The organism is Candidatus Cardinium hertigii (assembly GCF_003176915.1).
Lineage (GTDB): Bacteria > Bacteroidota > Bacteroidia > Cytophagales > Amoebophilaceae > Cardinium > Cardinium hertigii_A.
Window position 1 is genome coordinate 1,002,321 of sequence record NZ_CP029619.1, and the last position, 26,490, is coordinate 1,028,810.

Here is a 26,490-nt window from a genome sequence, read left to right on the forward strand (position 1 = left end):
AAAGTATAACTTAAATTTGCTTATCTTCCTCTGAAGGGAAGTATAGCTAAAAAGACAAAAAATTACTTTCCTTATAGGTATCAAAGGAACAATCATGTGTTTTAAAAGTGCCCATAATACGAGGACAAATAAGCATAGCATCAGCCGATCAGTTATGGTAGGTATGCTATTGTTTATAGGGGGCTGTAATAAATTTACTACAAGCATGCTGCATTCAGATACACAAGAAGCAGGTAGTGTGGAAAATAATCTCATACAAAACGTACCAAGCAAAACAGCTATTAAAGTTTTGGATTTAGCTTCTGTATCACACGATCAACAAGAAACATATCTCAAACAGATTGCCCAATGGTACTACGACGAATGGGGCAAATATTGTGCGTCGGATAAACCAAACGTACAAAGTTTTCAAATAGAAAAAAGCGAACTAGTAGCCAATCAATTACCTGTAACGCTCATAGCATGCGAAGGTACGCCCCCTACAGACAAGCTGGTAGCGGTAGTCCGTTTAAAAAAGGATGCGATAGAAGATGCCAACAAGGAAAAGATATTCCCAGAAGGAACCTATGCATTATCTGGCCTATATGTTGCTAAACATTACCGCGGTAAAAATATTGGCAAAACCCTAGTGGCTCAAGCGCTAACTATAGCCATTAAGCAATACCACGCAGAAGCTTTGGGTTTTTTTAGCCATTCGAAAAAAGCACAAAGTCTATATGAACATTATGGTATTCCACTATGTGGTAGGAGGAAAATACATGACAAAGAAGCAGCTCTATACTTCATGGATAATCCTGCGCTTCTTCTACAAAAGTTGAGCATGCCCCCTTATGAGGAAGGAACATAAAAATTTTTTCCCTAATGGTCTTAACTAGGCGCTATATTTTTAATACAAGCTACTCCTTAAGCGATCACATGCTCCTTTACATTTGAATGGATGGAGCTATCCTTGTTAGTATCCTCTAGCATAGCTTCAATGGCATTTGGATCTGCATTAAATTTTTTTTCATCAATAGTAGCTACATAAGCTAGTGCCTTTTTTTCTTCTTCAAGCAGTGCTAGTTTAAGATACTTAGCTAATCTTTCCGAATTATTAAAGTAATCAGCAGATAAATTGTCAAAGCCAAGGTATAGGTATATCCATCGCATTCTTTCTTCTGTGGGCATCAGCAGCATATCTACTGGCTTCTTACCAATTTTATTGACCATATGTAAGCTATCCTTAGCGCCATGCTTTAGCAGCTGTTTTATATTGGTAAGGTCTCTTCGAACGCATGCTAAATGAAGTGCAGTATCACCATATATGGTTTGGTCATTAATATGTGCTTTAATAGCTGGATGCTGTTGGATAACATTTATAATACATTGTTGTACATCATGCCCTTTTAGCAATAAGAAATGCAATGCATTCTTTCTATCTCTGTAATTGTATACAAATGGATCTGCTTTAAAAGTACGTAAGTACATTAAAGGAAGCATTTGGTCTACAAGATCTCTCCCATTTGAAATGACCTGCATTAGAAGGGTGTTACCGTTATCTAATTGCAGTTCTACACTATCTAATTTTGTATTATCATTTACATCAATGCCTTGCTTGTAAATAAAATCCAATATAGTACGGTATACCTGTAGCTGCTTTTTACTGAATTCCTTTTCTCTTCCTTTACATTTTCCAAGTGTAAGCCAACCGGTTACCTTTGCAAATAGGACGTATCTAATATGTGGATTCCATAGATCAGTTTGTGCCAATGCTTTTACTTCTTGTAAAGTCAAATTATTACTGATATTGTGTAGGAATGTATCATCTACACTAATTTCCTTACCTTTTGTCTTTATAAATGTAATCAAGTTTTGACCTCTTTTTTCAACAGCAGTATGTTTGGAGGAAGCATCTTCCCTAGCCTCATGCGATCCTTGTATCTTAACGGTATTACTTGCAAATGCCCCAAAAGGATACAAAAAGAAAAAAAACAATAAACCGTTCCGAATGGATTTTATTTGTTTCATTTTCATTATTGTTGTGTTAAAGTTGAGTGAAATTAAATAAATGAACAATTTTTCTTGTTAAGAATAAGCAACTTAAGCAAAAATAAAAAATATACTTTTTTATACGCGCTTGATTTAATCAAGGAAATACTATTTTATTATTTTTAATCAATAAAAACATGATTTACTGTTTAAGCTGGTTGAGATAATGTTTTTGTATGTTGTAATTTCTCGAGCTGTTTTTCTATCGCGCTGTCTTCTATTTTTTCAAATAACACTACAGCTTTTGCTAACGGTTCTCCTGCTTTTATGAGATTACTTATATCAGTAGCACCCCATCCATTTTCTTTCAATCCAATCATATTAGCTATTGTAGTACTGGTTTTAGGTAAGAAAGGGTTCAATAATAAAGCAAGCGTGGCAATAAGCTGGAGGGCATGGTAGAGTATGGTTCCAGCGGCTGTTGGATCGTTTTGGATCATATGCCAGGGTGCTTGCGTTGTTAGGTATTTATTGCCCAATGTAGCATATCCCATGCATAGTTGCAGTGCTTCCTTAAACTTGAATTGCTCAATCGATTCCCCTACCCTTGTAAAAGCAGTACGCAATGTGTTCAGTAGCGTTTCCTCTGCAGCGGTAGGTGCCAGATTAGCAGGCACTGTTCCATCAAAGTAACGATGTACCATATGGAGGGTTCTGTGTACCAAATTGCCTAAGTTTGCGACCAATTCATTATTATTTTTTTCTTGAAAATCTTTCCAAGTGAAATCACTATCCTTATTTTCTGGTGCAATGCTACAGAGCACATAGCGCAATACATCTGCTCCATTCGGAAATGCTTCCAAATAGGTGTGAAGCCAGACAGCGTGGTTGCGTGAAGTGGAAAATTTTAGTCCCTCTAAGTTGAGGAATTCGTTAGCCGGTACGTGTTTGGGTAGAATAAATGTGCCATGTGCTTGCAGCATAACAGGAAATATAATACAGTGGAAGACAATGTTATCCTTCCCAAGGAAATGGATAAGTGTTGTGTTGGGATCTTTCCAGAAAGGTTCCCAATCCACTTGATGGATTTGGGCCCATTCTTTGGTAGCGCTGATATACCCAATCGGTGCTTCAAACCATACATAGAGCACCTTATCTGTTCCTTCAGCGAGTGGAAGCGGGACGCCCCACGTTAAATCACGGGTAATAGCACGTGATCGCAATCCTTGGTTAAGCCAGTTCTTGCATTGACCATATACATTAGATTTAAAGTCTTTATGTTCTTCTAAAATCCATTTTTTAAGCCAATGTGTATATTTATGTAAGGGAAGATACCAATGCATGGTTGGTTTTAAAATGGGTTTTGCACCGCTAATAGCAGAAGTAGGATTCTGTAGTTCCTCTGGACTTAAACTTGTACCACAAGCTTCGCATTGGTCTCCATAGGCACGCGCATGTCCACAATATGGGCAACTACCTATGATATGACGATCAGATAAAAATTGGGCTTCTATAGGATCATAATATTGTTCTTTTGTATGCTTTTCAAAGACCCCTTTTTGATGAAGTGTCGTAAAAAAATCAGCCGCAGTTGCATAATGCAGGGGAGAGGTCGTACGAGAAAAAATATCATAGCTAATCCCTATGGCCTCTAGTGATTTTTTATTTAACGCATGGTACTTGTTTACAATTTCTTGAGGCGTACTCCCCTCTTGTTTAGCTTGGACGGTTATAGCTACACCATGTTCATCTGAACCACTGACGAAAAGGACTGTTTCTTTTTTTTGCCTTAAATAACGTGCATAGATATCAGCAGGTAAATGGGCACCTGCTACATGACCTAAGTGAATAGGTCCATTGGCATAGGGAAGTGCAGCTGTAATCGTATAGCGTTTGGTTTCGTTCATAGATGCTCTGGTAAATAATACATGCTTAATCAATATAGCTATATCTTTTTGCTTTTTTACTATTTTATTCTATTTTAAAGGTTAGTTTTTCTATTAGGTTTAGATACTATTGTTTTTTATTATCTTTCCTTACATTCTACGTGCCAGTTGGCCCGTATGGGATGTAGGCAGGGTAAGCTTAGGTGTGTTCTGAGCACTATACAAAAAATATATATAAATTTACAGTTTAAGCGAAGTTCCTTCTTGTTATAAAAAGGGATTCCCTTTAGGAAGGATAAAGCCCCTGTTGCTTGTATAGGGTTTAACATATGCCTACTGCTTATCTTGATAAGGTTTGATTTAGACCTTGCGTGCGTTAAGTAAGCAGGTCATATATGTCTTTATAGTTTAACGTGTTAAGTTTACAATTATGTATTGGACTCTTGAATTGATATCTTATTTAGAGGATGCCCCTTGGCCAGCTACTAAGGATGAATTAATAGATTATGCAAAGCGTTCGGGCGCTCCTTTAGAGGTAATTAGTAATCTGGAAGAGTTGGATAATGATGATTACCCTTATTCTTCTGTTGAGGAAATATGGCCTGATTATCCAACAGGGGATGATTTTGTTTTTAATGAGGATGAATATTAAGAACTTTAAATCATCAGGAAACAGATAGGCTTATGAGCGTATCATGGCGTGCAATATCAGGAAGGGGAGTCTTGACTTGGTACCTTTGGCAGGGCAGGCAGCATTGCTAGTGACTTTTAAACAGTAAGGTATGTTACGGTGGGTACATTTACCAGTTAAGGTTATCCTATTTTTGTCGGTTTCACTTCCCTTTCAATTGGCAGCTATGGATGCCATTGATGAATCAGCCCTAGTTGATAAGTGCGTACAAACAGCGAAGCGTTTCCCTATAGAAGTAGCTATGGATCTAGAGGGAGGTCCTTTGCTTACGTTAACGCATGACATTTTATGGGGATGTGGGCATAAGATGAACCATTATCTTTTTTTCAACAAGAAAAGTGGGTATGGATTAGACTATAGGTTGCCTACTGTAGAGGAGATCCCTCTGATAATAGGGGGGCAGTGCTATAAACAAACAGCTAAAACGTATGCTTTTTATCTGAAGGACATATGGTTTAGCTGTCCGTTTGCCCCGTCAAAACTAAAACGAGGGAAGCCTACCTATTACTTTGCGGCAGTTAGTGGCTATGATAAACAATTTACGAAGCAGCCTGCAATAGCTGGTTCTGGTTTTGGTATATCGTATATGGATTCTCGATTGTTTTTATGTAAGCTAGGATTGGTTTCAGATGCTTATCAAGCAAGTAGGGGAGGGGTATATACGCTTCATAAAGGGGAACATTTACCCAAAGGGGGGGCTATAGAGGTAACGTATGGCTATCAAAAGGTGCCAAAAAATACCCAGCTGAACAGGCATTATGTAGCCATAAGCGGTATTAAAAATATAGTGCATGCTTCCTGTAGATACCTCTATGTAGCGTTTGCGACTGCTGCATTTTTACATAGAAATCATTGGGAAGAAGGAATACTTAAAGGTACCTTAGCCTATGCCCCTCCTCTGTTGCATACGGGGCGTAATGCTATTACGCCTTTTATACGTATGGATTATATAGCTGGATATCGGCTGCCTAAAACGAAACGATTGGCTATTTTCTATCGCGATCCAGAAGAACTAGAACTTCCTGATAAGGCTGACCTTGCGGGCATTACCCAGCCCATTCATGCACGGTTTAATCTAGCGTTGCATAGTAGGCTGCATCGACCGATTAACTATGCGTTTATTCGCTTTGCATTGCTTGGGTTTGTTAACTTTATAGCATTGTATGGCCGAGACTATGCATTGCTCAATAGTACGCTGGTTGAAGCGTATGGCATTGGTTTGCGCTTGGCGCATAATACCATACGGGAGTGGCCAACAATAGAATGTAAGATAGGTTATAGCCCTCTATTTCAACAGTTGGTACCCTCCATTGGATTAGCCATTTGTACATTCAAGAATTTATCAAACCCTAAGCCGATGCTTGTGGCTTACAGTTAAGGTAAAAGTAACCCTATGGTGGTATTTACTTTAGAGGTACTTTATCAAAAATACCTTTTAGTACGGTCTGTTACGATTGATTCAAGGCATGTTCCCCCTGGGGCGCTTTTTTTTGCTATTAGAGGGCCTCGCTTTAATGGCAATGCTTTTGCTAGGGAGGCATTAGAGAAAGGGGCAAGCTATGCTATTATAGATGACCCAGCCTATGCAGGGGTATCTGCTGCTTGTATTTTAGTAAAGAACACGCTCCTAACGCTCATGCAGCTGGCTGTTTACCATCGCTTGCAGTATGGCAAACATTTTCCCTTTATAGCCATAACAGGCTCTTATGGCAAGACTACTACCAAAGAACTTATATACAGCGTCTTGCGCACTACGTATAGTACGGTGGCAACGAAGGGAAACTTGAATACCTCTATTGGTGTATGCCTAACGATTTTAGCTATGCTACCAGAAACGGAAATAGCTGTAGTAGAGATAGGAGCTACCCAATTGGGTGATGTTGCCTTATGTTGTCAAATAGCCCAACCTACTTATGGACTTATTACTGCTATTGGGGAAGCCCATTTGGAAGGATTTGGTAGCATAGAAGGGGTCATGCAAGGGAAGGGGGAGCTATATGATTACTTATATGCTACGGGAGGTAAGCTTTTTTTGAATACGGCTCAGCCCTTATTGGTTGCCTTAAGTCAGCGTTGTAAGGATCCGATTACCTATCCACAGCCTATGGATTTTGCACCGCTTGATTTAGTAGCGGAAGATCCTTACTTACACTATACCTCTCCAGGAGGTAGCATCGTAAAGACCCATCTATTGGGGAGGCCGCATATACATAATATAGCAGCTGCCCTTTGTGTAGCCAGCTATTTTCAGCTGCCTAAGGAGGTAGCGAATCAAGCCATCCAAGCTTATATTCCGCGCAACCGTAGAATGGAGCTGGTGCAGCAAGGAAGCAATCAGGTTATTATGGACAGCTATAATGCAAGTCCAGCTTCTGTTCAAGCAGCATTGGAGACATTGTTACAACTACAGGTAACCTATCGGGTGGTTATCTTGGGTGATATGGCCGAGCTAGGTAGTCAAGCTGCTATTTGGCATGGTAGAATTGTTGAGCAATTAGTACACCCTGGATATGATTTAGTTTTATTGTGTGGAATCCTTTTTACAGCTGCTGCTCGGCAACACCCTGCTGCTAAAATACATTGCTTTGACAAGGTAGAACAGCTAACACATTATTTGGCCGATTGTTGTTTTCAGCATAGTGGCTTTTTAGTAAAAGGTAGCCATGCATGGAAGTTAGACAGCTTACTAGCATTTATACGATAATAGTATGCTTTATTCCTCTTGGGTTTCGCTGGTTTCACTTTCTTGTTTTGTAGAAAATGGATCGCTGCATGCATCTAGGTAGTGTTTTTGCGTATGCATAGCATCCAATAGCTTAGAGGCAGACCTGTATTTTTCTAAATGGTAATACGTATAGTACAAAGCTTGTGCTACTACTTTATCTTTTTTATTCTGTGTACGAGCTATTGTTAAATAATGGGCCGATTGCTGTAAGCATTTTTGTAGATGAATGATCTTTTGCATTTGTTTATGTTGGGTTAGTGCCGCTGTAATTTGTTGTTTAATCAGCAAAAACAAAGGAGCTGTATAGGGTATGGTATTTGCTTTAATTTGATCGCTTATACGGGGACCTCCTAGCCAGTTCCTTGTTTCCGCATGGCAATCCATTATTTCATAGGCAGACGTAGGGTAATAGATCGCTGCATAGCGATCCACTACAGGAAGTGTTAGTCGAGGAATTACCCAAACCAAAGGTTGAGTACCCTTATGAAGCTGTGCCGGTTGCTTCTGTGCAATCAGTTTGCGGATGGTTGTATATGTTTTTATCGCTTCATTATACCACAAGATACCCATCTGCCGCCACCCTGCGTATTGCCTGGGAAGTGCTTTTAGCATTTGCTGGTAAAAATAGCTTGCCTCTTCTATTCTATCCTCATTTTGAAGAAAATAAGCATACGCATATTGCTTATCCCATTGGTTAGGTTGTGCCAGCATAGCCTGGCAGAGTAACGATTCGTAGAGCGGAAGCTGGTTGGTCGCCTTATACAAGTTATATTGCTCTTCTAGCAGGCTATCCTCAAAGGGAAATTGGGTTAAGCCATGATCCAATAAAGCAATGGCTTTATCAAAATCTTTAAGCTGATTGCCATATATATCTGCCATGGCTCGTACAATGGCAGGTTGGGGTTGTTGGCATTGCCCATAGGTTGTATAGGTATGGAGTGCGGCTTCTGGTTGTGCATTACATTGCTGTACAATAGCCATGTAGAACAAGGGGGTAGTTTCTTCGGGTAGTATCCGTCTACAGACTGTAAAATGTTCAATGGCTTGTTCATAAGCATGCTGCTTAGCATATCGGATTCCTCTTTCTAGGTACAGCTGCCATAGAGCAGCTATATTAGCTGAGGCGAAGCTATAGAATTGGCTAGCAGGTTGGCTTAATTGTTTAACTTTTTCATAAGCCATTAAAGCTTCATCCAGTAAAAATGAAGCAGAAGTTACGGATGCAGCCGTAAGGGTATGCTTTAGCATCTGCTCATAAATCCGTCCTTTATAATACCACGTAGCAGGGTGCACAACCAATGTACTATCCTGGATAGCTTCCTCTATATGCAAGCAGGCTTGCTCTAATTGCGTAAGGGGAGGAGGTAGGGCTGGTTTATCTATTGGTTCTACAGCTGCTGTAACTAGCGGCTTTGACAGCGGACTATCAGCAGGCTGTGGCGGTATCTTCTCTTCAGCAGCAGCGGTTGCTACCTGTTCTTGGCTGGCTTTTTTTTGTTTTTTGTTCGCTTTAGGCTTTTTAACCTTTTGTACGGTTTCTAACTGCTTGATGATCTGGCTGATAGCAGCAGGTATGGCTCCAAGCCGATGGGGCATTGCTATGCCAAGCAATAGGACGGTAAGTCTGTACAATAAACTCATTTATAAATCATTATTAGGATATTACTAGCTATTATTCTTCCCTTACTTCTTCCGTTGCTCTATCCATTTCCTTTTCGTCATTGCATAGAGGAATTCCCTCCTTGTCCGCTGCTATTACTTCCGCCGTTAGAGGCAGCTGTTCTTCCGTACAGCGTATGCTATTTTCCGTTTTGTCTGTTATGGATTTATTAGGTATGGGTTCTTTACTATCCGCATTATCTGTCTGTTCGAATACATCTATTTTGGCTACAGAGGCGATGGCATCCCCTTCTCCCAATCGAATCAAGCGGACGCCTTGCGTAGCCCTTCCAATAAGTGGCAATTCCCCTACTTTTATTCGAATGGTTATACCAGATTGATTAATAATCATTAATTCATCCTGGTTTTTAACCGCGTGAATGGCTACCAGGTTACCTGTTTTTTTAGTGATATGCATGGTCTTTATACCTTTTCCCCCTCTTTTGGTAATACGGTAATCCTCTAGGGAAGAACGTTTCCCATATCCATGCTCAGACACTACCAATAAATCCAAATCTGCTGTAGGGAAAGAAGCCATACCGATAACCTGGTCCTGTGCATGGGCCAATGTAATACCTCTGATGCCAGAAGAAACCCGCCCCATAGGACGTACTTCCGTTTCATGAAATTGAATGGCTCTTCCAGATTCAAGCGCTAATACAATATGATTGGATCCATTGGTTAAGGTAACCTCTAGGAGGCAATCCCCTGGCCGAATTACAATAGCTTGAATACCATTCGTACGTGGGGTAGCATAAGCCCGTAGAGGCGTTTTTTTGATGATGCCTTGTTTGGTACACATAAGCACATAATGGGTATCTATATAGGCATCATCTTTTAAATTCCTAACCTGAATGATACTGCGTACCTGATCGCCAGCTGCTATCTGGATTAGATTTTGAATGGCCTTCCCTTGTGTATTTTTTTTATTTTCTGGTATGGTATATACCCGCACCCAATAGATTTTACCATACTTGGTAAATATAAGTAAGTATTGATGTTCAGTTGCAATGAATAAATGTTCCGTAAAGTCATCTTTCTTAGTAAGCACGCCCTTAGCACCTATTCCCCCCCTACCTTGCACACGGTAATCGGCTAATGGTGTTTTCTTAATGTAGCCTTGGTTAGAAACCATGATAACCATTTCATTATCTGGAATCATATCCTCCACTGTGAATTCATCCGCATCGTATTCTACCGTTGTCTTACGTGCATCCCCATAGCGATCCCTAAGTTCCAGTAATTCCTCCTTAATCAGCTGCATACGGAGCATTTTATCAGCCAAAATAGCTTGGAGACCCGCAATAAGTTTAGTGACTTGTGCGTGTTCCTCTATAATTTTATTTCGTTCGAGGTTGGTTAAACGCTGCAAGCGCATTTCCAAGATAGCTTTAGCTTGTGCTTCACTAAGCGAAAAAGCCTCTATTAAGGCTGTTTGTGCAATATTTGGGTCTTTTGACCCACGAATTAGGGCAATAACCTTATCTAAGTTTTGTAATGCAATAAGGTATCCTTCCAATAGATGTATGCGTTTTTGCGCTTGCAGGAGATCGAAATTGGTTTTACGCACCAATACATCATGTCTATGCGCTACAAAATGCGCAATAAGCTCCTTAAGATTTAAAAGGTTAGGCCTGCCTTCTACTAGCGTTACATTATTCACACTAAAGGCATGCTGCAATTGGGTTTGCTTGTAGAGATTGTTCAGTACAATGCTGGCTATGGCATCCCGTTTGAGTTCATATACAATACGCATTCCCTCTTTATCCGATTCATCTCGGATATCTGCAATACCCTCTATCTTTTTTTCATTAACCAGCTGTGCTGTTTTTTCAATCAACATAGCTTTATTAACCTGGTAAGGTATTTCGGTTACGATGATCTGCTCTTTGCCGTTCCCCATTGCCTCAATAGTAGCTCTTCCCCGTAATAGAATACGCCCCCTGCCCGTTTCAAAAGCTTGCCGTACCCCACTATAACCACAAATAATACCCCCTGTAGGAAAATCTGGCGCTATGATATGTTCCATAAGGTCCACAACGGTCATAGCAGGCTGGTCAATGTAGGCTATAATAGCTGTAAGCGTTTCGTTTAAATTATGAGGGGCCATGTTGGTAGCCATACCTACTGCAATTCCAGAAGAACCATTTAAAAGCAAATTAGGTAGCTTAGCAGGGAATACCACCGGTTCCTGTAAAGATCCATCGAAATTAGACTGGAAATCAACTGTTTCTTTATGGATTTCCTTCATTAATTCCTCTGAACTTTTCATCAAGCGTGCTTCGGTATACCGATGGGCAGCTGGGGCATCGCCATCGATAGAACCAAAGTTACCTTGTCCTTCTACAAGCGGATAGCGGAGGGACCAATTTTGTGCCATACGTACCATGGCATCGTACACAGAAGCATCCCCATGTGGATGGAACCTCCCTAATACATCTCCTACAATTCTAGCAGATTTCTTATAAGGTTTATTGTGTTGTAAGCCCAGCTCGTACATGCCATATAAGACCCTTCTGTGTACGGGTTTTAAGCCATCTCGCACATCGGGCAATGCTCTGGCAACAATTACAGACATCGCATAATCGATGTATGCATCACGCATTTCATCTTCGATGTTTATGGGAATAATGCGATCCGTTGTTAGGTCATCCATAAATAGCGGTTAAATAAGTAGATACCTTACAATAAAGATACAAATAAAAGAGAGAAAAGACTAGCTATTTGCATTGCCTGTCTGGTGAAAAACGTTTATTTTGTGCGACTTAGCTGGCTTCATTTTATTTTACCCTTTTTAGGGAAGGGCAGCTATTGTTAGGCTATCCTTTATAGGTAATACATTAGCTACTGTAGAGCGGATAGGGGATAGGTTGCATAGAATAATTTTATCAGTTGAGATAAAGCAAAAAGTATTAGCTTGGTTTGCAATTAAGCAATTTATACGTTACCTTCTTTGGAGGAAGTTATAGGAAGCATTTGGCAACAAGTAGGGGGGCAGTAATTTTCTAGAGGGGATATAACGATTTACGGGCATGGCAAGTGTAAATAAAGTAATTCTGCTAGGTAATTTGGGAAGGGATCCGGAGGTTCGTCATTTAGAGAATGGCCGTTTGCGGGTTCAGCTTATTTTGGCTACGCATGCTAATTATAAAACAAAAGAGGGCGAGCGGGTAAGTCATACAGACTGGCATGAAATTGTTCTATGGACACCGCATGCAGAGATCGCGGCTCAATACTTAAGCAAGGGGAAGCAGGTATACATAGAAGGGAAATTAAGTCGGCGTGCTTACGTAGATAAGGAGGGGCAGCATAAGTATACTACCCAAATTGTCTGTCAGCAGTTGGTATTATTGGGAAATAAGGCCAATCATGCGGGAGAGGTGGAGGTGGTCCATCCGCGGCATAAGCCCTATGAGGATGATATGGGAGAGTTGCCTTTATAAGCCTTTATAAGCGTGCTTTCAATCGTTTCAATAGGACAGAAGCATTTAAAAAGCCTTCCTCTTTTCTTGTTTCAAGGGAGCGTTTAATGATAAACGTTAACAATTGGGTAGGATTTAGGCCAATGGTTGCTGCTTGATGAAACAGATGAGAAGAGGGATGTATACCTACTGTGGTATTGGGATCATTTAAGAAAATCTGATTCTCTTTAGTTAAGAATCCATCTATACGGGCATATACTTGGCAGTGCAGCAGTTGGAAGGCGGCGGTTACTACGGCACGGATAGTTTGTAACAGAGCTGGTTCTACGTTTATGGGCGTTTGTTTCCCTATTATGCCGGGCAGGTATTTTGCTCTATAATCAAAAAGCATTCCTCCTTTTAGAATTTCAGTAGGGGGTAGTGCGATGGGTTTTCCTTTTTCATCTTCCAATACCACGCAAGAAAACTCTCTTCCTTCTATATAGGCTTCTAGGAGGATAGCTGTTTCTGCTTGTGCACTCATGAGCCATAGGGGTTGTTTGGTATTTTGAAAATGGGTTTCTATATATTCCAATAGGGTAGCAGGCTTATAGAAAATTTGTTGGTCAATCAGCAAGGGAAAGCCTATACCGTTACGTATATCTATAAGTTTGTGCAGCCATTCTTTTTTAGCCATAGTTTGCCAGGTAGTATAATCGAGTTCCTCCATAAAAAATGCGCTATTGAGGGCAGCAGCAAAAGCAGTCGGGTCTGCTTCTTGTACAATGGTTACCCCTATGGAAGAGCCTTGTTTACTGCTTTTCACGACAAAGGGAATTCCTATTGTAGCGATGACTTGTTCCAGTAGACCATTTGTAGTGTTAGTAGCGGTAGTATGCAGCCATTGCTGCTGAGATAAGGGATAGGAGGGGGCTACTAAAAAACCTGCATTTTTTAGCAATGGTTGCTGTACTATTTTATTCAATCCTAGTGCAGCAGGCAATAAGCCAGAGCCTGTATAAGGCATTTGGTACCATTGCAATATACCTTGTATGCTACCATCTTCTCCATACGGTCCGTATAAACAGAGAAAGGCCACATCAAAGTAGCTTGCGAATTCCTCGGGGGCTATTTTTTTTCCTATGGTTGCAGTGTAGGCTTCTGCTTCATCCTTACTAACGCAAGACTCCACATACAATGGAATTCCCCAAAAAGTAGTGTTAGGAGCGGGAGGGGGGTAGCATTCCCTAATGCTACCATGATAAAGGTATTGCCAGTGGATCAATATAAAATTCCCCAAGCTGTCTACAAAAACAGGCACAGGCTCAAAGCAGTTGCGATCCAAGTAATCATATAAGGTACGCCCCCCCAAGAAAGAAGCCTCCCGTTCCCTAGAAGCTCCCCCAAAAAAGAGACCTACCCTAATAGGCGTACTTTTCATCTTATTGTTGAGATACGCGTGAATCCATTTTTCCTTTAGCAAAAACCTTAGTAAGCCATTTGCAATGGTTTAGTTTGATCGGGCAGTGTATCCTTTTCTATTGTTTTTGTTGGCGGGTAGGTGGCTGTTTTACGCAGCTGTTCCATGGCATATGCTTTATCAATGATCACCTCTTTTTTATCTGGATCAGAAGGTGCGGTATACATTGCCTCATGCATGATACTTTCACAAATGGAGCGGAGGCCTCTGGCTCCTAGTTTCAAGACAATAGCTTGTTCAGCGATGAAATCCAGCGTCTCCTCTGTAAAGATCAGCGTTATATCGTCCAACTCAAATAGTTTGGTGTACTGCTTAATTAAAGCATTTTTAGGTTCCGTAAGGATACGCCGCAAATCATGCTGTGTAAGCAAGTTGAGTCCTTTTATAACGGGGAGACGACCTGTTAATTCAGGAATAAGGCCATAGCCCTTTATATCTAACGAAGAAACATATTGCAACAAGTCTTTTTCTGCTATTTTAGTGGTGGGTTGTACAGAGGAAGCGAATCCTATCGATTGGTGATTGATGCGCTTATTAATAGTCCTACTGATACCATCAAAGGCACCACCGCAGATAAAGAGAATTTTTTCTGTATTAACAGCGGCCATTCTCTGATCCGGATGTTTTCTTCCCCCATGCGGAGGTGCATTCACAATAGAACCCTCCAGTAACTTTAGCAAAGCCTGTTGTACCCCTTCTCCGCTTACATCACGCGTAATAGAAGGGTTATCTCCTTTGCGTGCAATTTTATCTATTTCATCCACATAGACAATACCTCTTTCCGCTGCTGCCACATCATAATTAGCTGCCTGTAGTAAGCGTGTAATAATACTTTCTACATCTTCTCCTACGTAGCCCGCTTCTGTTAGCACTGTTGCATCTACAATACAGAAAGGCACCTCTAATAACTGGGCTAAGGTACGTGCCAGGTAGGTTTTTCCGGTACCTGTTTCACCCACCAGAAGGATATTTGATTTTTCAATAGTTACCCCCTCCGAATCATTATACGGTTGCATTAGCCTTTTATAGTGGTTATAAACCGCAATAGCCAATGCCTTTTTTACCTCATCTTGGCCAATTACATGGGCATCTAATGCTGCCTTTAATTCCTGTGGCTTTAAGAGGTTAGGCGGCTTAATTTCATGGAGTAGTGTATCTTCCTTTTGAAGCTGAATAACTTGTACAGCTTGGGTTACACATTGGTCACAAATACGCCCTTCTGGTCCTGTAACCATCATGTTGACCATCTCACTACTCTTCTTACAAAAAGAACAATAGGTTTTCATAGTTGTAGCAATAGGTATTGCTTTATGTTTGTTTTTTTTCTAAAATGGAATCAATAATTCCATAATCTTTTGCTTCTTTTGCGCGCATCCAATAGTCTCTATCTGAATGTTCTTCCACGGAAGTATAATCTTGACTGGTGTGCTTAGCTAGAATAGAGTAGAGATCTTTTTTAAGCGCAATAAGCTGTTGTATAGTAATCTCCATATCAGCTGTTTGCCCTTTAGCACTGCCTAGTGGCTGATGGATCATGATTCTAGCATGCGGAAGCGCAGATCGTTTGCCTTTAGCCCCGCCAGCTAGCAATACAGCCGCCATAGAAGCAGCCAATCCCGTACAAATGGTTGCCACATCAGGTGAAATATATTGCATGGTATCATACATCCCTAGTCCTGGGTATATAGAGCCTCCTGGGCTATTGATATACAGTATGATATCTTTTTTAGGGTCTACTGATTCTAAGAAAAGCAGTTGCGCAATAATAATATTTGCGATAGTATCATCCACAGCAGTCCCCAAGAAAATAATGCGATCCATGATCAACCTTGAGAAAACATCTACTTCCCGAAAATGAACGGGCCGTTCTTCGATTACTGCTCTGGTCATATTTTCACAGGTAGAAACATAACCATCCAGCTGCGTAGCCGTAGCATACCTGTTCTTAACCACAAACTGCTTAAATTCTTTTTGATCTAGCATAACATACAACTTAAAATCTAATCCACTTAACCCTTTATATGGCCGAATCTTCCCATTTACATGATCCCCTTTGTTTTCGAGGTCCGGTAAAGAAAAGTTACTAAAATATAGTGTAAAAAATAAAAAGAAAAAAGTTTAAAGGGGGCCGTATAGGTTTTTTCATCTATTATGGGAGAAAATCATCCTAATTGTTCCAAAGGTAGAAATTTATTTAATATATTTCAAACAAATTAATGCTATGCCATAGGGTAATTTTCTTATTTCTTATCATCTTATGCTCAATAAAGCAGCTGGTCTGTTCCTATTACAGTAAGTTGCTATTATACCGTATAAAGCAAAAGGGTTGGCAAGCCTGTAATGTAATAATGTATTACATCTGTTTTGAATAGCATTTCACAAAGGCAAGGCTATCGGTTAAGTTCTTCGAAAGAACTTAACCGATAGCCTTATGAATCAGCGCGTAGAGTTATACCTGGATATCTTCTTTTCCTTTTCATTTCTCCATGAGATCCATTGTAAGATTCGGCTTCTCTATTTTAAGAGAGTAAGGCTGGTGAGTGATTCTAGTAAGTGATTTACGAGAATCACTCCGATTTATTTTCCTTGTTTAGTTTGGCTTTACTTGCCTCAAGCTTATTTTAAATACTCAACCAAATCTTACTGAGAAAGTTATAAATTTTTGCTCTTCTTACTATTGGTGCTGATTGCTCTTCTTCTGTATTTGCTTCTTCTTCTTCTTCTGTATTTGCTTCTTCTTCTTCTTCTTCTTCTGTATTTGCTGCTGCTGATTGATTTTCTGTATTTTCTTCTTTTTCTATTGCTGCTGCTTTTTCTTCTTCTGTTTTTGGCTCTGCTGCTGGTTCTTCTTCTACTGCTTTTGCTTCTTCTTCTTCTGTATTTGCTGCTGCTGATTGATTTTCTGTATTTTCTTCTTTTTCTACTGCTTTTGCTTCTTCTTCTACTGCTTTTGCTGCTCCTACTACTTCTGCTCCTACTGCTACTACTGCTCCTACTGCTCCTACTACTTTTGCTCCTACTGCTCCTACTGCTCCTACTACTTTTGCTCCTACTGCTACTACTACTTCTGCTCCTACTGCTCTTGCTCTTTTTACTCCTTCTACTATTGTTGCTAGTTTTCCTTTTTCTTCTGGTTTTGGACCTTCTATATTTGGATCTTCTTGATTTGCTGCTGGTTGATCTCCTGTATTTTCTTTTTCTGCTTTTGCTTCTTCTTCTTCTGTATTTGCTTCTTCTTCTGTATTTGCTGCTGCTGATTGATTTTCTGTATTTTCTTCTTTTTCTACTGCTTTTGCTTCTTCTTCTACTGCTTTTGCTTCTTTTTCTACTGCTTTTGCTTCTTCTTCTACTGCTTTTGCTTCTTTTTCTACTGCTTTTGCTGCTTCTTCTACTGCTTTTGCTGCTGCTGCTGCTGCTTTTGCTACTGCTGCTTGTGCTGCATTGTCCCTGTTTTTTATATTTTCACAATTCGATGCGAACGTCAGCGTGGAAAGAAACAATAAAGGTACAATGTTTTGTATATATTTTTTATTTTGCATATATTTAATAGTATAGTTATGTTATATGTAAAGTTTAAAACGACTGTTTACAAAGCGTAAGTAACAGGCAACTTTTTTGTTGCTCCATAGGTATATGCGTAGTACTTGCCTAGTGAGGGTAGTGGTAATACCCTAATGGCCTTAGCAGTACTATGCATTTGTTCTAATTTTGCTCTCTGCTAAAAGTTCGAGATTAAGGACTAAAGTGCATATCTCCCTATTACTTGTAGCAAGTTTAAGAAATTATTTTGTAAACTCCTAATAAGTTGCGGGTAGGTAAGTGTATATTTGAGATAAGTTTAACAATTGCCATCGTTGTATTTGTTAGTAGAGGCAAAGCCGCAGCTGGCTTATTATACATTAAAATATTACAGCGCGCTTTGAACAGCGTTAGACAGTGAAAAATAAAAAATACCATGCTTGTTTATTGCCATCTTCTATGAGACCAAAGCCAAAGCGCTGGCTGCATTACAATGGCTTGCTCTAGTGGTTTGGTATATAAATGTACGATGGATGCAACCGGCAATGAAGCAGGTTGCTCGGCTAGTAAAATGGGTTTAACGCTGTAGTGCCCACGCTTGATTTTATTTATTTGTATATAAAAAAGCGGATAATTGCATTTTTTTGCTAGCCTTGCTGCTGTGGGCTCAATACTGCTAGAGGTGTACTTTCTGCTAGAGGTGTACTTTTTAGACACGCAAGCACAACACCTGGATCATAACCATAATAATAAGCTACTGTTCCTATCCCTACTACTGTTCCTATTCCTCCTACTGTTTTTGCTATTTTTACTGATTCTGCTGCTTTTAGTTTCAAGGAATTCACCCAGCTTCTCCAGTTCCACATTTTTGAACCTTCTGCTGCTTTTTCTTCTGTTGTCTCTTCTGTTGTCTCTTCTGTTGTCTCTTCTTTTTTCTCTTCTGTTGTCTCTTCTTCTTCTACTGCTTTTGCTGCTTCTTTTCTTTCTTGTGCTGCTTTACTTGTTTTTTGTATTTTTATTTTATTTTTCTGCATATATCCTTGCTGTTTTTCTGATCGGCAGCGTTCTTTAGAAGCATTACATGCGAGCATTGTTGTAGAAAGCAATAATAAAAGCGCTATACCTTTTTTAAATCTGAATACCTTTTTTAAATCTGAATGTTGCATAATCCTTAATATGTTTAATTGTTAATTATTAAATAACTTATACACGCTCCTCATAGGAGACATGCTACTTTGAGAGAAAAATTTTTTATTTACTTCCTTCTGAATATGAAATAAAATGTAAGTACTTCTTTCTTATATTCCAAATGAATTAATATTATTCAGTGCTACAGAACAGTATTTTTATACTTTACGCCCGCAAATAGGAAACGGCTACAACCCAAGTAGGTGCAGAAATAAGTGAACTTCCTTTGCTAGGGGAAGTGGATACTACGGGGGAAAATGTTTTAAATGATGCTTTCAGTATATGGATCAATCTTTAGCAGAAGAGATATATCTTTTACACCGTAGCTATTTTGTAAAATTGTATAACGTACGTTTGTACAAATTGTGGTGTAGAATATATGCAGTGGCAAGGGAAATCTGGTACCTGTCAGACATGGCGTTTACTAGCATCATAACTGCATCAACTAAACGCAGTGTTCTGCCTGGTATAACGGAAAATAAACCATCTATTTCTATCAACCAGCCTATAAAGATAGAGGACATATCCGTAGCTACTTTAACTCCAGGTGGATAGCAATGCATATTTTTAGTACTTTCCCTAAAGTATTTAAAGTTTTTATTTTAGTTTTTTTTTTTATAATCTCGGAAAGTTATTATAGTTATGTAATAATCGTTTTAAGATGAAAAAACTTATTTGATACATTATAAATTCTGGGTATATGCACCAGATTAAGCGTATGCTAAATAAAAATAGAAAGAAGGGCATTGCGCCTTTATTGCTTCTTGCTGCAACCATGTTAGCAGTGGATTGTAATAAGTTATTGCCCCACACAGATTAATCTGTTTATATGCATCAGAATATATTGCTTATTACCATTGAGGACAGGAGTTTTGCACATAGGGCAGTTAAAATCAGTAAAATTTTTCATTAATATTTCTTGCAGACAATCCAAATAAAAAGCATGCCTACACTGCTTTCCCTATTTCGGCATACCCTGGATTTCAAGGTTTTGCTTTTTTAGCGTCCATTTGTTCAAGGCATACCGCACAGTTATTTTCTTTTACTTTTTCTGCTGATTGGACTTGTTGTTTTGCTTGCTCTGTTGTATTCCTGTCAGGAATGGACGCTTTACTATAATTTCCTGCTAGCACTATGGTAGAAAGAAGTAACAAGGACATAATGCTTTTTTAAAGGTGATGGCATATGCTTTAAGCATTTAATTGCTACAAGGATTTATCAATCTATAATTTTTCTCTATTTTTTTTAGGAAACCATATTGGGATGTCTTTCATATCCATTGCTTCGTTTTCCAAGTGCAGTATCCTTTCTGCTAGATGACTCCCTTCCTAATACAAGCGTGATGGCATTTGGGGTGTACGGCTTTTGGTTAAGCAACGTATGCTGACATATGCAATGCCTGTTATAAAAATCTTCATTTAACCGAAAGCAATTTGAAGTGCTTAATAGCTTTCTATTTACTCCCCCTCCCAATAAATTTAGGTTATTACATACAATGGCGTAATATTGTCTTTTAGAAATTACCTATATCAGCTATTGCATGTCCCAAATCGCTTATTATTTTTGTTAGGTGATTCCATGAGAATACAACAATAGTTGATTCTTCTCTTCATAGGGGAAATGACCTCTTCCCATCGTGCCATCCTGATGCGGCATGGAATAGGATGGCATGTTTACGTGGCATGTCCTCTAGGCTCAGTCATTCTGTAATATACATAATTCGTCAATCTGTTTTGTATAGAATTACGAAAAATGGGGAACTATCGGTTAAGTCCCTTTTAGCTACTTAACCGATATAATTCCGTGCATAAGCGTTTGCCTGCTTTATATTTTCTTTTACTATGCCTCTTAATATGAGCTCCAGAAAGGAATATACCCCCTGTTTCCAAATTCATTTTTTTATTCTTCATTTCCTTCTTTCCCTATTTCATTTTCTCCCTCATTTGCTGCTTTTTTGTATTATATACTACTTTTTCTTGTTTTTCTTCTTGCTGCCTTTCTTGCTTTTGTTGCTGCCTTTCTTGCTTCTGTTGCTGCCTTTCTTGCTTCTGTTGCTGCCTTTCTTGCTTCTGTTGCTGCTTTGTTTGCTTCTGTTGCTGCCTTTCTTGCTTCTGTTGCTGCCTTTCTTGCTTTTGTTGCTGCTTCTGTTACTGCTTTTGTTGCTGCATTTCTTGTTTCTGTTGCTGCATTTTCTGCTTCATCTGCTGCATTATTTGCTATTTCTGCTTTTGTTGCTGCTTTTGTTGCTGCCTTTCTTGCTTTTTTTGCTTTTGTTTTTGCTGTTTCATTTGCTTCTCTTCTTGCTTCTGTTACTGCTTCATTTGCTTCTGTTACTGCTTCATTTGCTTCTATTGCTGCATCGCTTGCATTTTTTGCTGCCTTTCTTGCTTCTATTGCTGCTTCTGTTGCTTTTTTTATTGCTGCATTTCTTGCTTTTTTTATTTCCGCATCTTCTTCTTCTTCTGTATTTGCTGCTGCTTCTGATTTTCTTTCTACTTCTTCTCTGCTTTCTGGCTTACTAAATACTATGTTGCTTGATGCTTTTGCTTCTGTCTGTTGATGTTTTGGTTTTTTTTCTCCTCTTACTTTTCTTACTAATGCTCCTGCTCCTAGTACTGCTGTTCCTAGTGCTCCTACTCCTAGTACTGCTGTTCCTAGTGCTCCTACTCCTAGTACTGCTGTTCCTAGTGCTCCTACTCCTAGTACTCCTGTTCCTGTTGGTTGTTTTATTAGTGCTAGAGCTGTTGTTTCTAGTAGTTCTATTTGTGGTGTTCTTGTTCTTTCTGCTTCTATTATTTTTGTTATTTGTGGTGGAAAAGGATTAAGTGCTCTTATTGCTTGTTCTATTGTTAGCAAAGGCTTAAGTATTGGTTGTTCTATTAGTGCTAGATCTGTTGTGTTTACTGTTTCTACTGTTTCTGCTAGATACGAAAGCGCATCTAGACCATAATAATAATAATAATAATAAGCTCCTGCTACTGCTCCTATTCCTACTACTGTTGCTGCTATTTTTGCTGATCCTATTGCTTTTAGTTTTGCACTTGCTGCTCTTGCTAGATACAAAACCGCTTTTCTTACTCCTGCTAGATACGAAGCTGCTTCTGGTTTTCTTTCCTTTTCCTTTGTCTCTAGTTTTTCTTCTGTTTTTGGATCTGCTGCTGGTTGTTCTTCTTCTGTTTTTGCTGCTTTTGCTACTGCTGCTGCTTTTGTTGCTTCTGCTACTTCTTCTGTTTTTGCTGTTTTTGGATCTGCTGCTGGTTGTTCTTCTTCTGTTTTTGCTGTTTTTGCTGCTGCTACTGCTTTTGCTACTGCTGCTTGTGCTGCATTGTCCCTGTTTTTTATATTTTCACAATTCGATGCGAACGTCAGCGTGGAAAGAAACAATAAAAATAAAGGTACAATGTTTTGTATATATTTTTTATTTTGCATATATTTAATAGTATAGTTATGTTATATATGTTACATGTAAAGTTTAAAGCGACTGTTTACAAAGCGTAAGTAACAGGCAACTTTTTTGTTGCTCCATAGGCATATGCGTAGTACTTGCCTAGTGAGGGTAGTGGTAATACCCTAATGGCCTTAGCAGTACTATGCATTTGTTCTAATTTTGCTCTCTGCTAAAAGTTCGAGATTAAGGACTAAAGTGCATACCTCCCTATTACTTGTAGCAAGTTTAAGAAATTATTTTGTAAACTCCTAATAAGTTGCGGGTAGGTAAGTGTATATTTGAGATAAGTTTAACAATTGCCATCGTTGTATTTGTTAGTAGAGGCAAAGCCGCAGCTGGCTTATTATACATTAAAATATTACAGCGCGCTTTGAACAGCGTTAGACAGTGGAAAATAAAAAATACCATGCTTGTCTATTGCCATCTTCTATGAGACCAAAGCCAAAGTGCTGGTTGTTGCATAATAGCTTGCTCTAATGGCTTGGTGTATAAATGTACAATGGACGCAACAGATAAGGAAGCAGGCTGTTTGGTGAGTAAAATGGGATTAACGCTGTAGTATCCGCGTTTGATTTTAGTTATTTGAATATAAAAAAGCGGATAATTGCATTTTTTTGCTAGCCTTGCTGCTGTGGGATCAATAGCAGTGGGTTGGTTTAAAAAAGCAATGGTATCTTTTTGTGTTAAGGGGACTTGGTCTATGAGTAGGGTAATGGCTTGTAAGGGTCCGGTATAGGTTAAGCAATGCCGCAACAATGCACGAATAGGTAATGCCTTGCGCTGGAACCGATTGCGTAAACGTAAGGCAATGGTATCTACACTTTTCTGATGTAACGGTTGATAACCCGCATATAATGTATAATCTGTTTGAAGCGCTAGGGCATTGGCTGCCCATTCCCAATTGCCAAAGTGACCCGCTACGAACATAATGGATTGCCCCTTCCTATAAAAGGATGCTAACGGATGCAACGGATTGATCACTACCCGCCTATTGAGCTCTTTGGGTGATAGGGTTAAGGCTTTGATATGTTCTATGAGTAAATCACATAACTGCTTGTAAAAATCTTTGGCCATTTGTTTTCGTTCGGCTGCTGTCTTGGTTGGAAAAATGCGCGCTAAATTCTGCTCTACTACTGTTTTCCGATAACCAATGCCGTAGTAAATGCATAAATATAATCCATCTGAAAATAAGTACAATAGACGCAAGGGCAATAGTGAGAATAGATAACATATGGGGTATAAGAAAGACATCTCATTAACGCAATAGTAGTAAAACGTTCTATACAAGCTTTATTTTGTTTTCTACTTGGCTAACCTGCGCGGTAACCATTCCATTGGATTAACATCCTTTAAACAATGTGCCATAGTATGAAAGTATACAGGCGCTTTGCCAAAAGTAACAAGAAAAATGTAAATTCTTTACTAGAGGATCCTTATTAAAAGAGCATGTTCTATGGTACGTAGTAAGGCAGCATGCAAAAAGCATATTAGAAAATGACGGAAATCGTTTAGCATTGCATTGCTTTTTCAATAGTACGGCTCCATAGCGCTACTTTCTCTAGGTAGGCAGCTGCTGCAGTAGCCTCTGTGCTGCGTATTTGTAAACTTTCTACTAAGCAATCAAATGCTACCATAGCTAATAGATCTTGTTGATCTTGAATACGTAGCTTTTTTTTGTAGCTGCTGATGCGCTCTTCCAATAGCTTACTAGCTTTTCTCACGGCTGCTTCATTAGCCGATGCGACCTTCATAGGATACATGCGGTCTGCAATTTTAATTTTTATGGAAAGTGCTGTCATGGCTTAGGTTTGTTCAAAATAGGTCAAACAGAAATCTATATCTTTGATACATACATTAATTTGTTGAATAAGCTGCTGCTCCCATGAATCGAAAGAGGATACGTTTTGGGTAGTTTTGTTCGGTTGTATAAATGAGTCTGGGGAGTGTTGTGCATCTTGTAATTGGCTTTTGAGTAATGCATTTTCCTTGGTCAATTGTGCTATGTGTTGTTGGTAGGCTGTATGGTTTTCTAGTAATGAGTTAAACAGCTCTTCAAAATGCGTTATAATATGCGCAGCTTCCTCAAGAGTAGCTGTTTTATTTTCTGATGATGGCATGGAGATCACGTTCAAGGCATTGAATGATTTGATGCATGATTTGATCAATGCGTGCATCAGCTAGCGTTTGCGCTCTATCCTGCAGTGTCAAACTAAGCGCATAAGCCTTTTTATCTGTGGGCAAAGGAGGTCCCTCATACACATCAAAAAGTGCTATGCTTTTAATTTCTGTATGTCCTTGTTTTAGAATCAAATGTTGGATTTCTTGGAATAAAACAGCATGGTCTATTAACAAGGAGAGATCCCTTGTAACAGTAGGAACTTTTGCAATAGGTTCATATAACTTATGCAATTGGCTAATGGCCAGCAATTTTTTCCAACAGATAGCTGCAAAGAAAACAGGCTGCTTTATAGGAAACTTAGCTAGCATAGTGGGAGCAACTTCCCCGAATAGCAGGAGGGGGACTCCTTGATGCGTGGCTTGTACGGCCTGTACATAAAATGGATGCGTTATGCTTGCATAAGACAATGCTATCCTCCCTAATTTTTGCGCCAATTGTTCTAGCGTAGTACGCAAAGTAAGTAAGGTTACAGGACCTAATTGACGCACCCAGTTTTTAGGTTCTATTTGACCTGTTAGCCAGATTCCCAATTTTTTTTCTTCTTTATATTGGCCATTTTCTTGTCTATAAATGGTTCCAAATTCAAAAAGCTTTATATCCTGTTGGCGGTGGGCTAGGTTGTAGGCTATAACTTCTAACCCGCTAAAGAGCAAGGTAGGGCGTAGTATGCTTGCGCTGCTACTAAGTGGATTCAATAAGGTAATTGCCTCTTGGTCTGCTAGGTAAGCTTCTTTGAGTAGGGAATTGGTCCATATTTCATAGTATCCCTGTGCGACCAGTAGTTTACTGATTTCTTGTTCTATTTTATAAGCATAGTTTGTAGCAGTTAAAGGGGCTATGTAGGTAGTAGACAAATGGGTGGTAGGTAGGAAACTGCTATAACCATATATGCGTGCAATTTCTGCAATAAGATCAATTTCCCTTGTTACATCTACTCTGTAGGGAGGTACCTTAGCTGTAAATCCTTCAGCTGTTTCTGTTTCAATGGTTACTTCTAAATCTGTTACAATTTGTTTTATAGTGACTGGCGCAATAGAGAACCCTAAACAGTGTTGCACCTGCTTGTAGGAGAGTGGAATGGTACAATGGGATATAGGAGTAGGATAAAACTCAACTATTGCACCTAGGATAGCAGAAGGGATCAATTTTTGTAACAGTAAAGCAGCTCTTTTTAATGCATAAAGCGGCATGTTAGGATCACTACCGCGTTCAAACCGAAAGGAAGCTTCTGTATGCAAATGATGGTATTGTACGGCGCTTCGTATAATGGCTGGGTTAAAATAGGCACTTTCTATAAAGAGATGTTGGGTTTTAGCTGTAACACTTGTGTGCAGCCCTCCTAAAATACCAGCCATGGCTATGGGCGTTGCTCCGTCACAAACCATTGGTTCATGACCTGCTAGTTTCCTTTCTACCCCATCTAAACCCATGAATAGCGTACCAGCTGGTAAAGGCGTAACGTTGATTGTTTTATTTACAATACTATCATAGTCAAATGCATGGATGGGTTGTCCCAATTCATGCAGTATGTAGTTGGTTATGTCTACTACATTATTAATGGACTTTATGCCAATATGCGCTAACTTGTTGCGTAGCCAGGCAGGAGAAGCATCTATAGTTACCTGTTTAACGATCAATCCACAATAGCGAGGACATGAAGTTTGGTCTATGGAACGTATGGTAATAGGAGGTAAGCCAGTAACAGTAGAAGCAAAAGCATCAACGGTAGGGAGATGAAGCGGTAGATGTAAAATAGCTTTTAATTCCCTTGCCACACCCAAATGAGAACAAGCATCTGCCCTATTAGGCGTAATGTCAATTTCTAGGATCTCATCCACTTCTTCTTTAAAATAATCCCTAGCTGCGGTTCCAGCAGATGGGGTAGTATCCACTAGTAGGATCCCTTCTTCTGTTGCTGCTCTCTGTAATCCAATTTCACTGGCAGCACAAAGCATACCTTCAGACCATTCTCCTCTAATTTTTCTTTTTGTAATGTGCAAGGGCGTTTGGTTCAGCGTATTGTAAATAGTAGTGCCAACGGGCGCTACTACTACTTTCCATCCAGCTGTCACATTAGGGGCACCGCAAATGATGGTAAGCGGCTCTGCTAGTCCTACGTCTACTATGGTTTTTTTGAGCCTATCTGCGTTGGGGTGAGGTGCACATTCTACCACTTCTCCAATGATAAGCCCTTCCAGTGCACCCTGAATGGTAGGACGTATTGCTGTAACTTCTAAGCCGCGTTGGGTTAAGTACTCGGCTACTGTTGAGCTACCCAAAGAAAAATCTATATAGTCTTTTAACCAGTTTAGAGATATTTTCATGCCTTTAAATTACAACTGTTGC

22 protein-coding genes are annotated in these 26,490 nt (G+C 39.5%); 7 read left to right on the top strand and 15 right to left on the bottom strand.

Annotated features, from left to right (window positions below):
• The first annotated feature begins 94 nt into the window (after positions 1 to 94).
• Positions 95 to 847, top strand: a complete 753-nt coding sequence (locus tag DK880_RS04165; protein WP_109997538.1) for a GNAT family N-acetyltransferase — start codon at positions 95 to 97, stop codon at positions 845 to 847.
• Between the two features lie 56 nt (positions 848 to 903).
• Here the strand turns inward: DK880_RS04165 and DK880_RS04170 are convergent, their stop codons facing one another.
• The gene (locus tag DK880_RS04170; RefSeq protein ID WP_162534200.1) at positions 904 to 2,007 is read right to left on the bottom strand and encodes an ankyrin repeat domain-containing protein; all 1,104 of its coding nucleotides are present in this window, start codon (positions 2,005 to 2,007) and stop codon (positions 904 to 906) included.
• A 170-nt stretch (positions 2,008 to 2,177) separates the two neighbouring features.
• On the bottom strand, positions 2,178 to 3,908 hold the full coding sequence (gene metG / locus DK880_RS04175; protein ID WP_239302520.1) for a methionine--tRNA ligase: 1,731 nt from the start codon (positions 3,906 to 3,908) through the stop codon (positions 2,178 to 2,180).
• A 376-nt stretch (positions 3,909 to 4,284) separates the two neighbouring features.
• Here metG and DK880_RS04185 point away from each other — a divergent pair, with 376 nt between their 5' ends.
• From DK880_RS04185 to DK880_RS04195, 3 genes are all read left to right on the top strand, one after another.
• Positions 4,285 to 4,506 carry a DUF2795 domain-containing protein gene (locus DK880_RS04185; RefSeq protein ID WP_109997542.1) on the top strand — a complete coding sequence of 74 codons (222 nt, stop codon included), beginning with the start codon at positions 4,285 to 4,287 and terminating at the stop codon, positions 4,504 to 4,506.
• Positions 4,507 to 4,636: 130 nt separating this feature from the next.
• Positions 4,637 to 5,923: a hypothetical protein gene (locus DK880_RS04190; RefSeq protein WP_109997543.1), complete on the top strand. Its 1,287-nt coding sequence runs from the start codon at positions 4,637 to 4,639 to the stop codon at positions 5,921 to 5,923.
• 15 nt (positions 5,924 to 5,938) lie between these two features.
• Positions 5,939 to 7,249 (top strand): UDP-N-acetylmuramoyl-tripeptide--D-alanyl-D-alanine ligase, encoded by a 1,311-nt coding sequence (locus DK880_RS04195; protein ID WP_109997544.1) that lies wholly within the window; start codon positions 5,939 to 5,941, stop codon positions 7,247 to 7,249.
• 9 nt (positions 7,250 to 7,258) lie between these two features.
• Here the strand turns inward: DK880_RS04195 and DK880_RS04200 are convergent, their stop codons facing one another.
• Together DK880_RS04200 and gyrA are read right to left on the bottom strand one after the other, a co-directional pair.
• Positions 7,259 to 8,911 carry a tetratricopeptide repeat protein gene (locus DK880_RS04200; protein WP_162534201.1) on the bottom strand — a complete coding sequence of 551 codons (1,653 nt, stop codon included), beginning with the start codon at positions 8,909 to 8,911 and terminating at the stop codon, positions 7,259 to 7,261.
• Positions 8,912 to 8,942: 31 nt separating this feature from the next.
• Positions 8,943 to 11,585: a DNA gyrase subunit A gene (gyrA, locus tag DK880_RS04205; protein WP_109997546.1), complete on the bottom strand. Its 2,643-nt coding sequence runs from the start codon at positions 11,583 to 11,585 to the stop codon at positions 8,943 to 8,945.
• Positions 11,586 to 11,961: 376 nt separating this feature from the next.
• Here gyrA and DK880_RS04210 point away from each other — a divergent pair, with 376 nt between their 5' ends.
• Complete coding sequence (locus DK880_RS04210; protein ID WP_109997547.1) at positions 11,962 to 12,372, top strand: single-stranded DNA-binding protein; 411 nt, start codon at positions 11,962 to 11,964, stop codon at positions 12,370 to 12,372.
• A gap of 4 nt (positions 12,373 to 12,376) precedes the next feature.
• On the opposite strand, the gene DK880_RS04215 is transcribed toward DK880_RS04210, so the two are convergent.
• The 5 genes from DK880_RS04215 to DK880_RS05265 all read right to left on the bottom strand — a co-directional run bounded on the left by DK880_RS04215 (position 12,377) and on the right by DK880_RS05265 (position 18,495).
• Positions 12,377 to 13,771, bottom strand: coding sequence for a D-alanine--D-alanine ligase family protein (locus DK880_RS04215; protein WP_109997548.1), 1,395 nt, complete (start codon positions 13,769 to 13,771; stop codon positions 12,377 to 12,379).
• 47 nt (positions 13,772 to 13,818) lie between these two features.
• Positions 13,819 to 15,096: an ATP-dependent Clp protease ATP-binding subunit ClpX gene (clpX, locus tag DK880_RS04220; protein WP_109997549.1), complete on the bottom strand. Its 1,278-nt coding sequence runs from the start codon at positions 15,094 to 15,096 to the stop codon at positions 13,819 to 13,821.
• 22 nt (positions 15,097 to 15,118) lie between these two features.
• Positions 15,119 to 15,793, bottom strand: a complete 675-nt coding sequence (locus DK880_RS04225) for a ClpP family protease (protein WP_109997717.1) — start codon at positions 15,791 to 15,793, stop codon at positions 15,119 to 15,121.
• Positions 15,794 to 16,431: 638 nt separating this feature from the next.
• Positions 16,432 to 17,349, bottom strand: a complete 918-nt coding sequence (locus DK880_RS05260; protein WP_162534202.1) for a hypothetical protein — start codon at positions 17,347 to 17,349, stop codon at positions 16,432 to 16,434.
• A 627-nt stretch (positions 17,350 to 17,976) separates the two neighbouring features.
• On the bottom strand, positions 17,977 to 18,495 hold the full coding sequence (locus tag DK880_RS05265; RefSeq protein ID WP_162534203.1) for a hypothetical protein: 519 nt from the start codon (positions 18,493 to 18,495) through the stop codon (positions 17,977 to 17,979).
• Between the two features lie 401 nt (positions 18,496 to 18,896).
• Between DK880_RS05265 and DK880_RS05715 the strand changes: the two genes are divergently transcribed.
• A complete protein-coding gene (locus DK880_RS05715) occupies positions 18,897 to 18,953 on the top strand; it encodes a hypothetical protein (protein WP_420886312.1) in 57 nt (18 codons plus the stop codon).
• Positions 18,932 to 19,072: a hypothetical protein gene (locus DK880_RS05270; protein WP_162534204.1), complete on the top strand. Its 141-nt coding sequence runs from the start codon at positions 18,932 to 18,934 to the stop codon at positions 19,070 to 19,072. Before DK880_RS05715 ends, DK880_RS05270 begins: the two co-directional genes overlap by 22 nt.
• A gap of 428 nt (positions 19,073 to 19,500) precedes the next feature.
• On the opposite strand, the gene DK880_RS05275 is transcribed toward DK880_RS05270, so the two are convergent.
• The 6 genes from DK880_RS05275 to pheT all read right to left on the bottom strand — a co-directional run bounded on the left by DK880_RS05275 (position 19,501) and on the right by pheT (position 26,468).
• Complete coding sequence (locus tag DK880_RS05275) at positions 19,501 to 19,677, bottom strand: hypothetical protein (protein ID WP_162534205.1); 177 nt, start codon at positions 19,675 to 19,677, stop codon at positions 19,501 to 19,503.
• 799 nt (positions 19,678 to 20,476) lie between these two features.
• Complete coding sequence (locus DK880_RS05280; protein WP_162534206.1) at positions 20,477 to 21,946, bottom strand: hypothetical protein; 1,470 nt, start codon at positions 21,944 to 21,946, stop codon at positions 20,477 to 20,479.
• Between the two features lie 433 nt (positions 21,947 to 22,379).
• Positions 22,380 to 23,216: a lysophospholipid acyltransferase family protein gene (locus DK880_RS04280; protein ID WP_109997553.1), complete on the bottom strand. Its 837-nt coding sequence runs from the start codon at positions 23,214 to 23,216 to the stop codon at positions 22,380 to 22,382.
• Between the two features lie 257 nt (positions 23,217 to 23,473).
• Entirely contained in the window at positions 23,474 to 23,764 is a 291-nt protein-coding gene (locus tag DK880_RS04285) for a cell division protein ZapA (protein ID WP_109997554.1), read from the bottom strand.
• Positions 23,765 to 23,767: 3 nt separating this feature from the next.
• Complete coding sequence (locus DK880_RS04290) at positions 23,768 to 24,082, bottom strand: hypothetical protein (protein WP_109997555.1); 315 nt, start codon at positions 24,080 to 24,082, stop codon at positions 23,768 to 23,770.
• Positions 24,063 to 26,468, bottom strand: coding sequence for a phenylalanine--tRNA ligase subunit beta (gene pheT, locus DK880_RS04295; protein ID WP_109997556.1), 2,406 nt, complete (start codon positions 26,466 to 26,468; stop codon positions 24,063 to 24,065). The genes DK880_RS04290 and pheT overlap by 20 nt, the downstream gene beginning before the upstream one ends.
• Positions 26,469 to 26,490: the final 22 nt, after the last annotated feature.

Bases quoted from the DNA above. Each gene is read 5' to 3' on its own strand.
- DK880_RS04165 (WP_109997538.1), top strand. From the start codon at position 95: ATGTGTTTTAAAAGTGCCCATAATACGAGGACAAATAAGCATAGCATC.
- DK880_RS04170 (WP_162534200.1), bottom strand. From the start codon at position 2,007: ATGAAACAAATAAAATCCATTCGGAACGGTTTATTGTTTTTTTTCTTT.
- DK880_RS04185 (WP_109997542.1), top strand. From the start codon at position 4,285: ATGTATTGGACTCTTGAATTGATATCTTATTTAGAGGATGCCCCTTGG.
- DK880_RS04190 (WP_109997543.1), top strand. From the start codon at position 4,637: ATGTTACGGTGGGTACATTTACCAGTTAAGGTTATCCTATTTTTGTCG.
- DK880_RS04195 (WP_109997544.1), top strand. From the start codon at position 5,939: ATGGTGGTATTTACTTTAGAGGTACTTTATCAAAAATACCTTTTAGTA.
- DK880_RS04200 (WP_162534201.1), bottom strand. From the start codon at position 8,911: ATGAGTTTATTGTACAGACTTACCGTCCTATTGCTTGGCATAGCAATG.
- gyrA (WP_109997546.1), bottom strand. From the start codon at position 11,585: ATGGATGACCTAACAACGGATCGCATTATTCCCATAAACATCGAAGAT.
- DK880_RS04210 (WP_109997547.1), top strand. From the start codon at position 11,962: ATGGCAAGTGTAAATAAAGTAATTCTGCTAGGTAATTTGGGAAGGGAT.
- DK880_RS04215 (WP_109997548.1), bottom strand. From the start codon at position 13,771: ATGAAAAGTACGCCTATTAGGGTAGGTCTCTTTTTTGGGGGAGCTTCT.
- clpX (WP_109997549.1), bottom strand. From the start codon at position 15,096: ATGAAAACCTATTGTTCTTTTTGTAAGAAGAGTAGTGAGATGGTCAAC.
- DK880_RS04225 (WP_109997717.1), bottom strand. From the start codon at position 15,793: ATGCTAGATCAAAAAGAATTTAAGCAGTTTGTGGTTAAGAACAGGTAT.
- DK880_RS05260 (WP_162534202.1), bottom strand. From the start codon at position 17,349: ATGCAAAATAAAAAATATATACAAAACATTGTACCTTTATTGTTTCTT.
- DK880_RS05265 (WP_162534203.1), bottom strand. From the start codon at position 18,495: ATGCAACATTCAGATTTAAAAAAGGTATTCAGATTTAAAAAAGGTATA.
- DK880_RS05270 (WP_162534204.1), top strand. From the start codon at position 18,932: ATGGCGTTTACTAGCATCATAACTGCATCAACTAAACGCAGTGTTCTG.
- DK880_RS05275 (WP_162534205.1), bottom strand. From the start codon at position 19,677: ATGTCCTTGTTACTTCTTTCTACCATAGTGCTAGCAGGAAATTATAGT.
- DK880_RS05280 (WP_162534206.1), bottom strand. From the start codon at position 21,946: ATGCAAAATAAAAAATATATACAAAACATTGTACCTTTATTTTTATTG.
- DK880_RS04280 (WP_109997553.1), bottom strand. From the start codon at position 23,216: ATGTCTTTCTTATACCCCATATGTTATCTATTCTCACTATTGCCCTTG.
- DK880_RS04285 (WP_109997554.1), bottom strand. From the start codon at position 23,764: ATGACAGCACTTTCCATAAAAATTAAAATTGCAGACCGCATGTATCCT.
- DK880_RS04290 (WP_109997555.1), bottom strand. From the start codon at position 24,082: ATGCCATCATCAGAAAATAAAACAGCTACTCTTGAGGAAGCTGCGCAT.
- pheT (WP_109997556.1), bottom strand. From the start codon at position 26,468: ATGAAAATATCTCTAAACTGGTTAAAAGACTATATAGATTTTTCTTTG.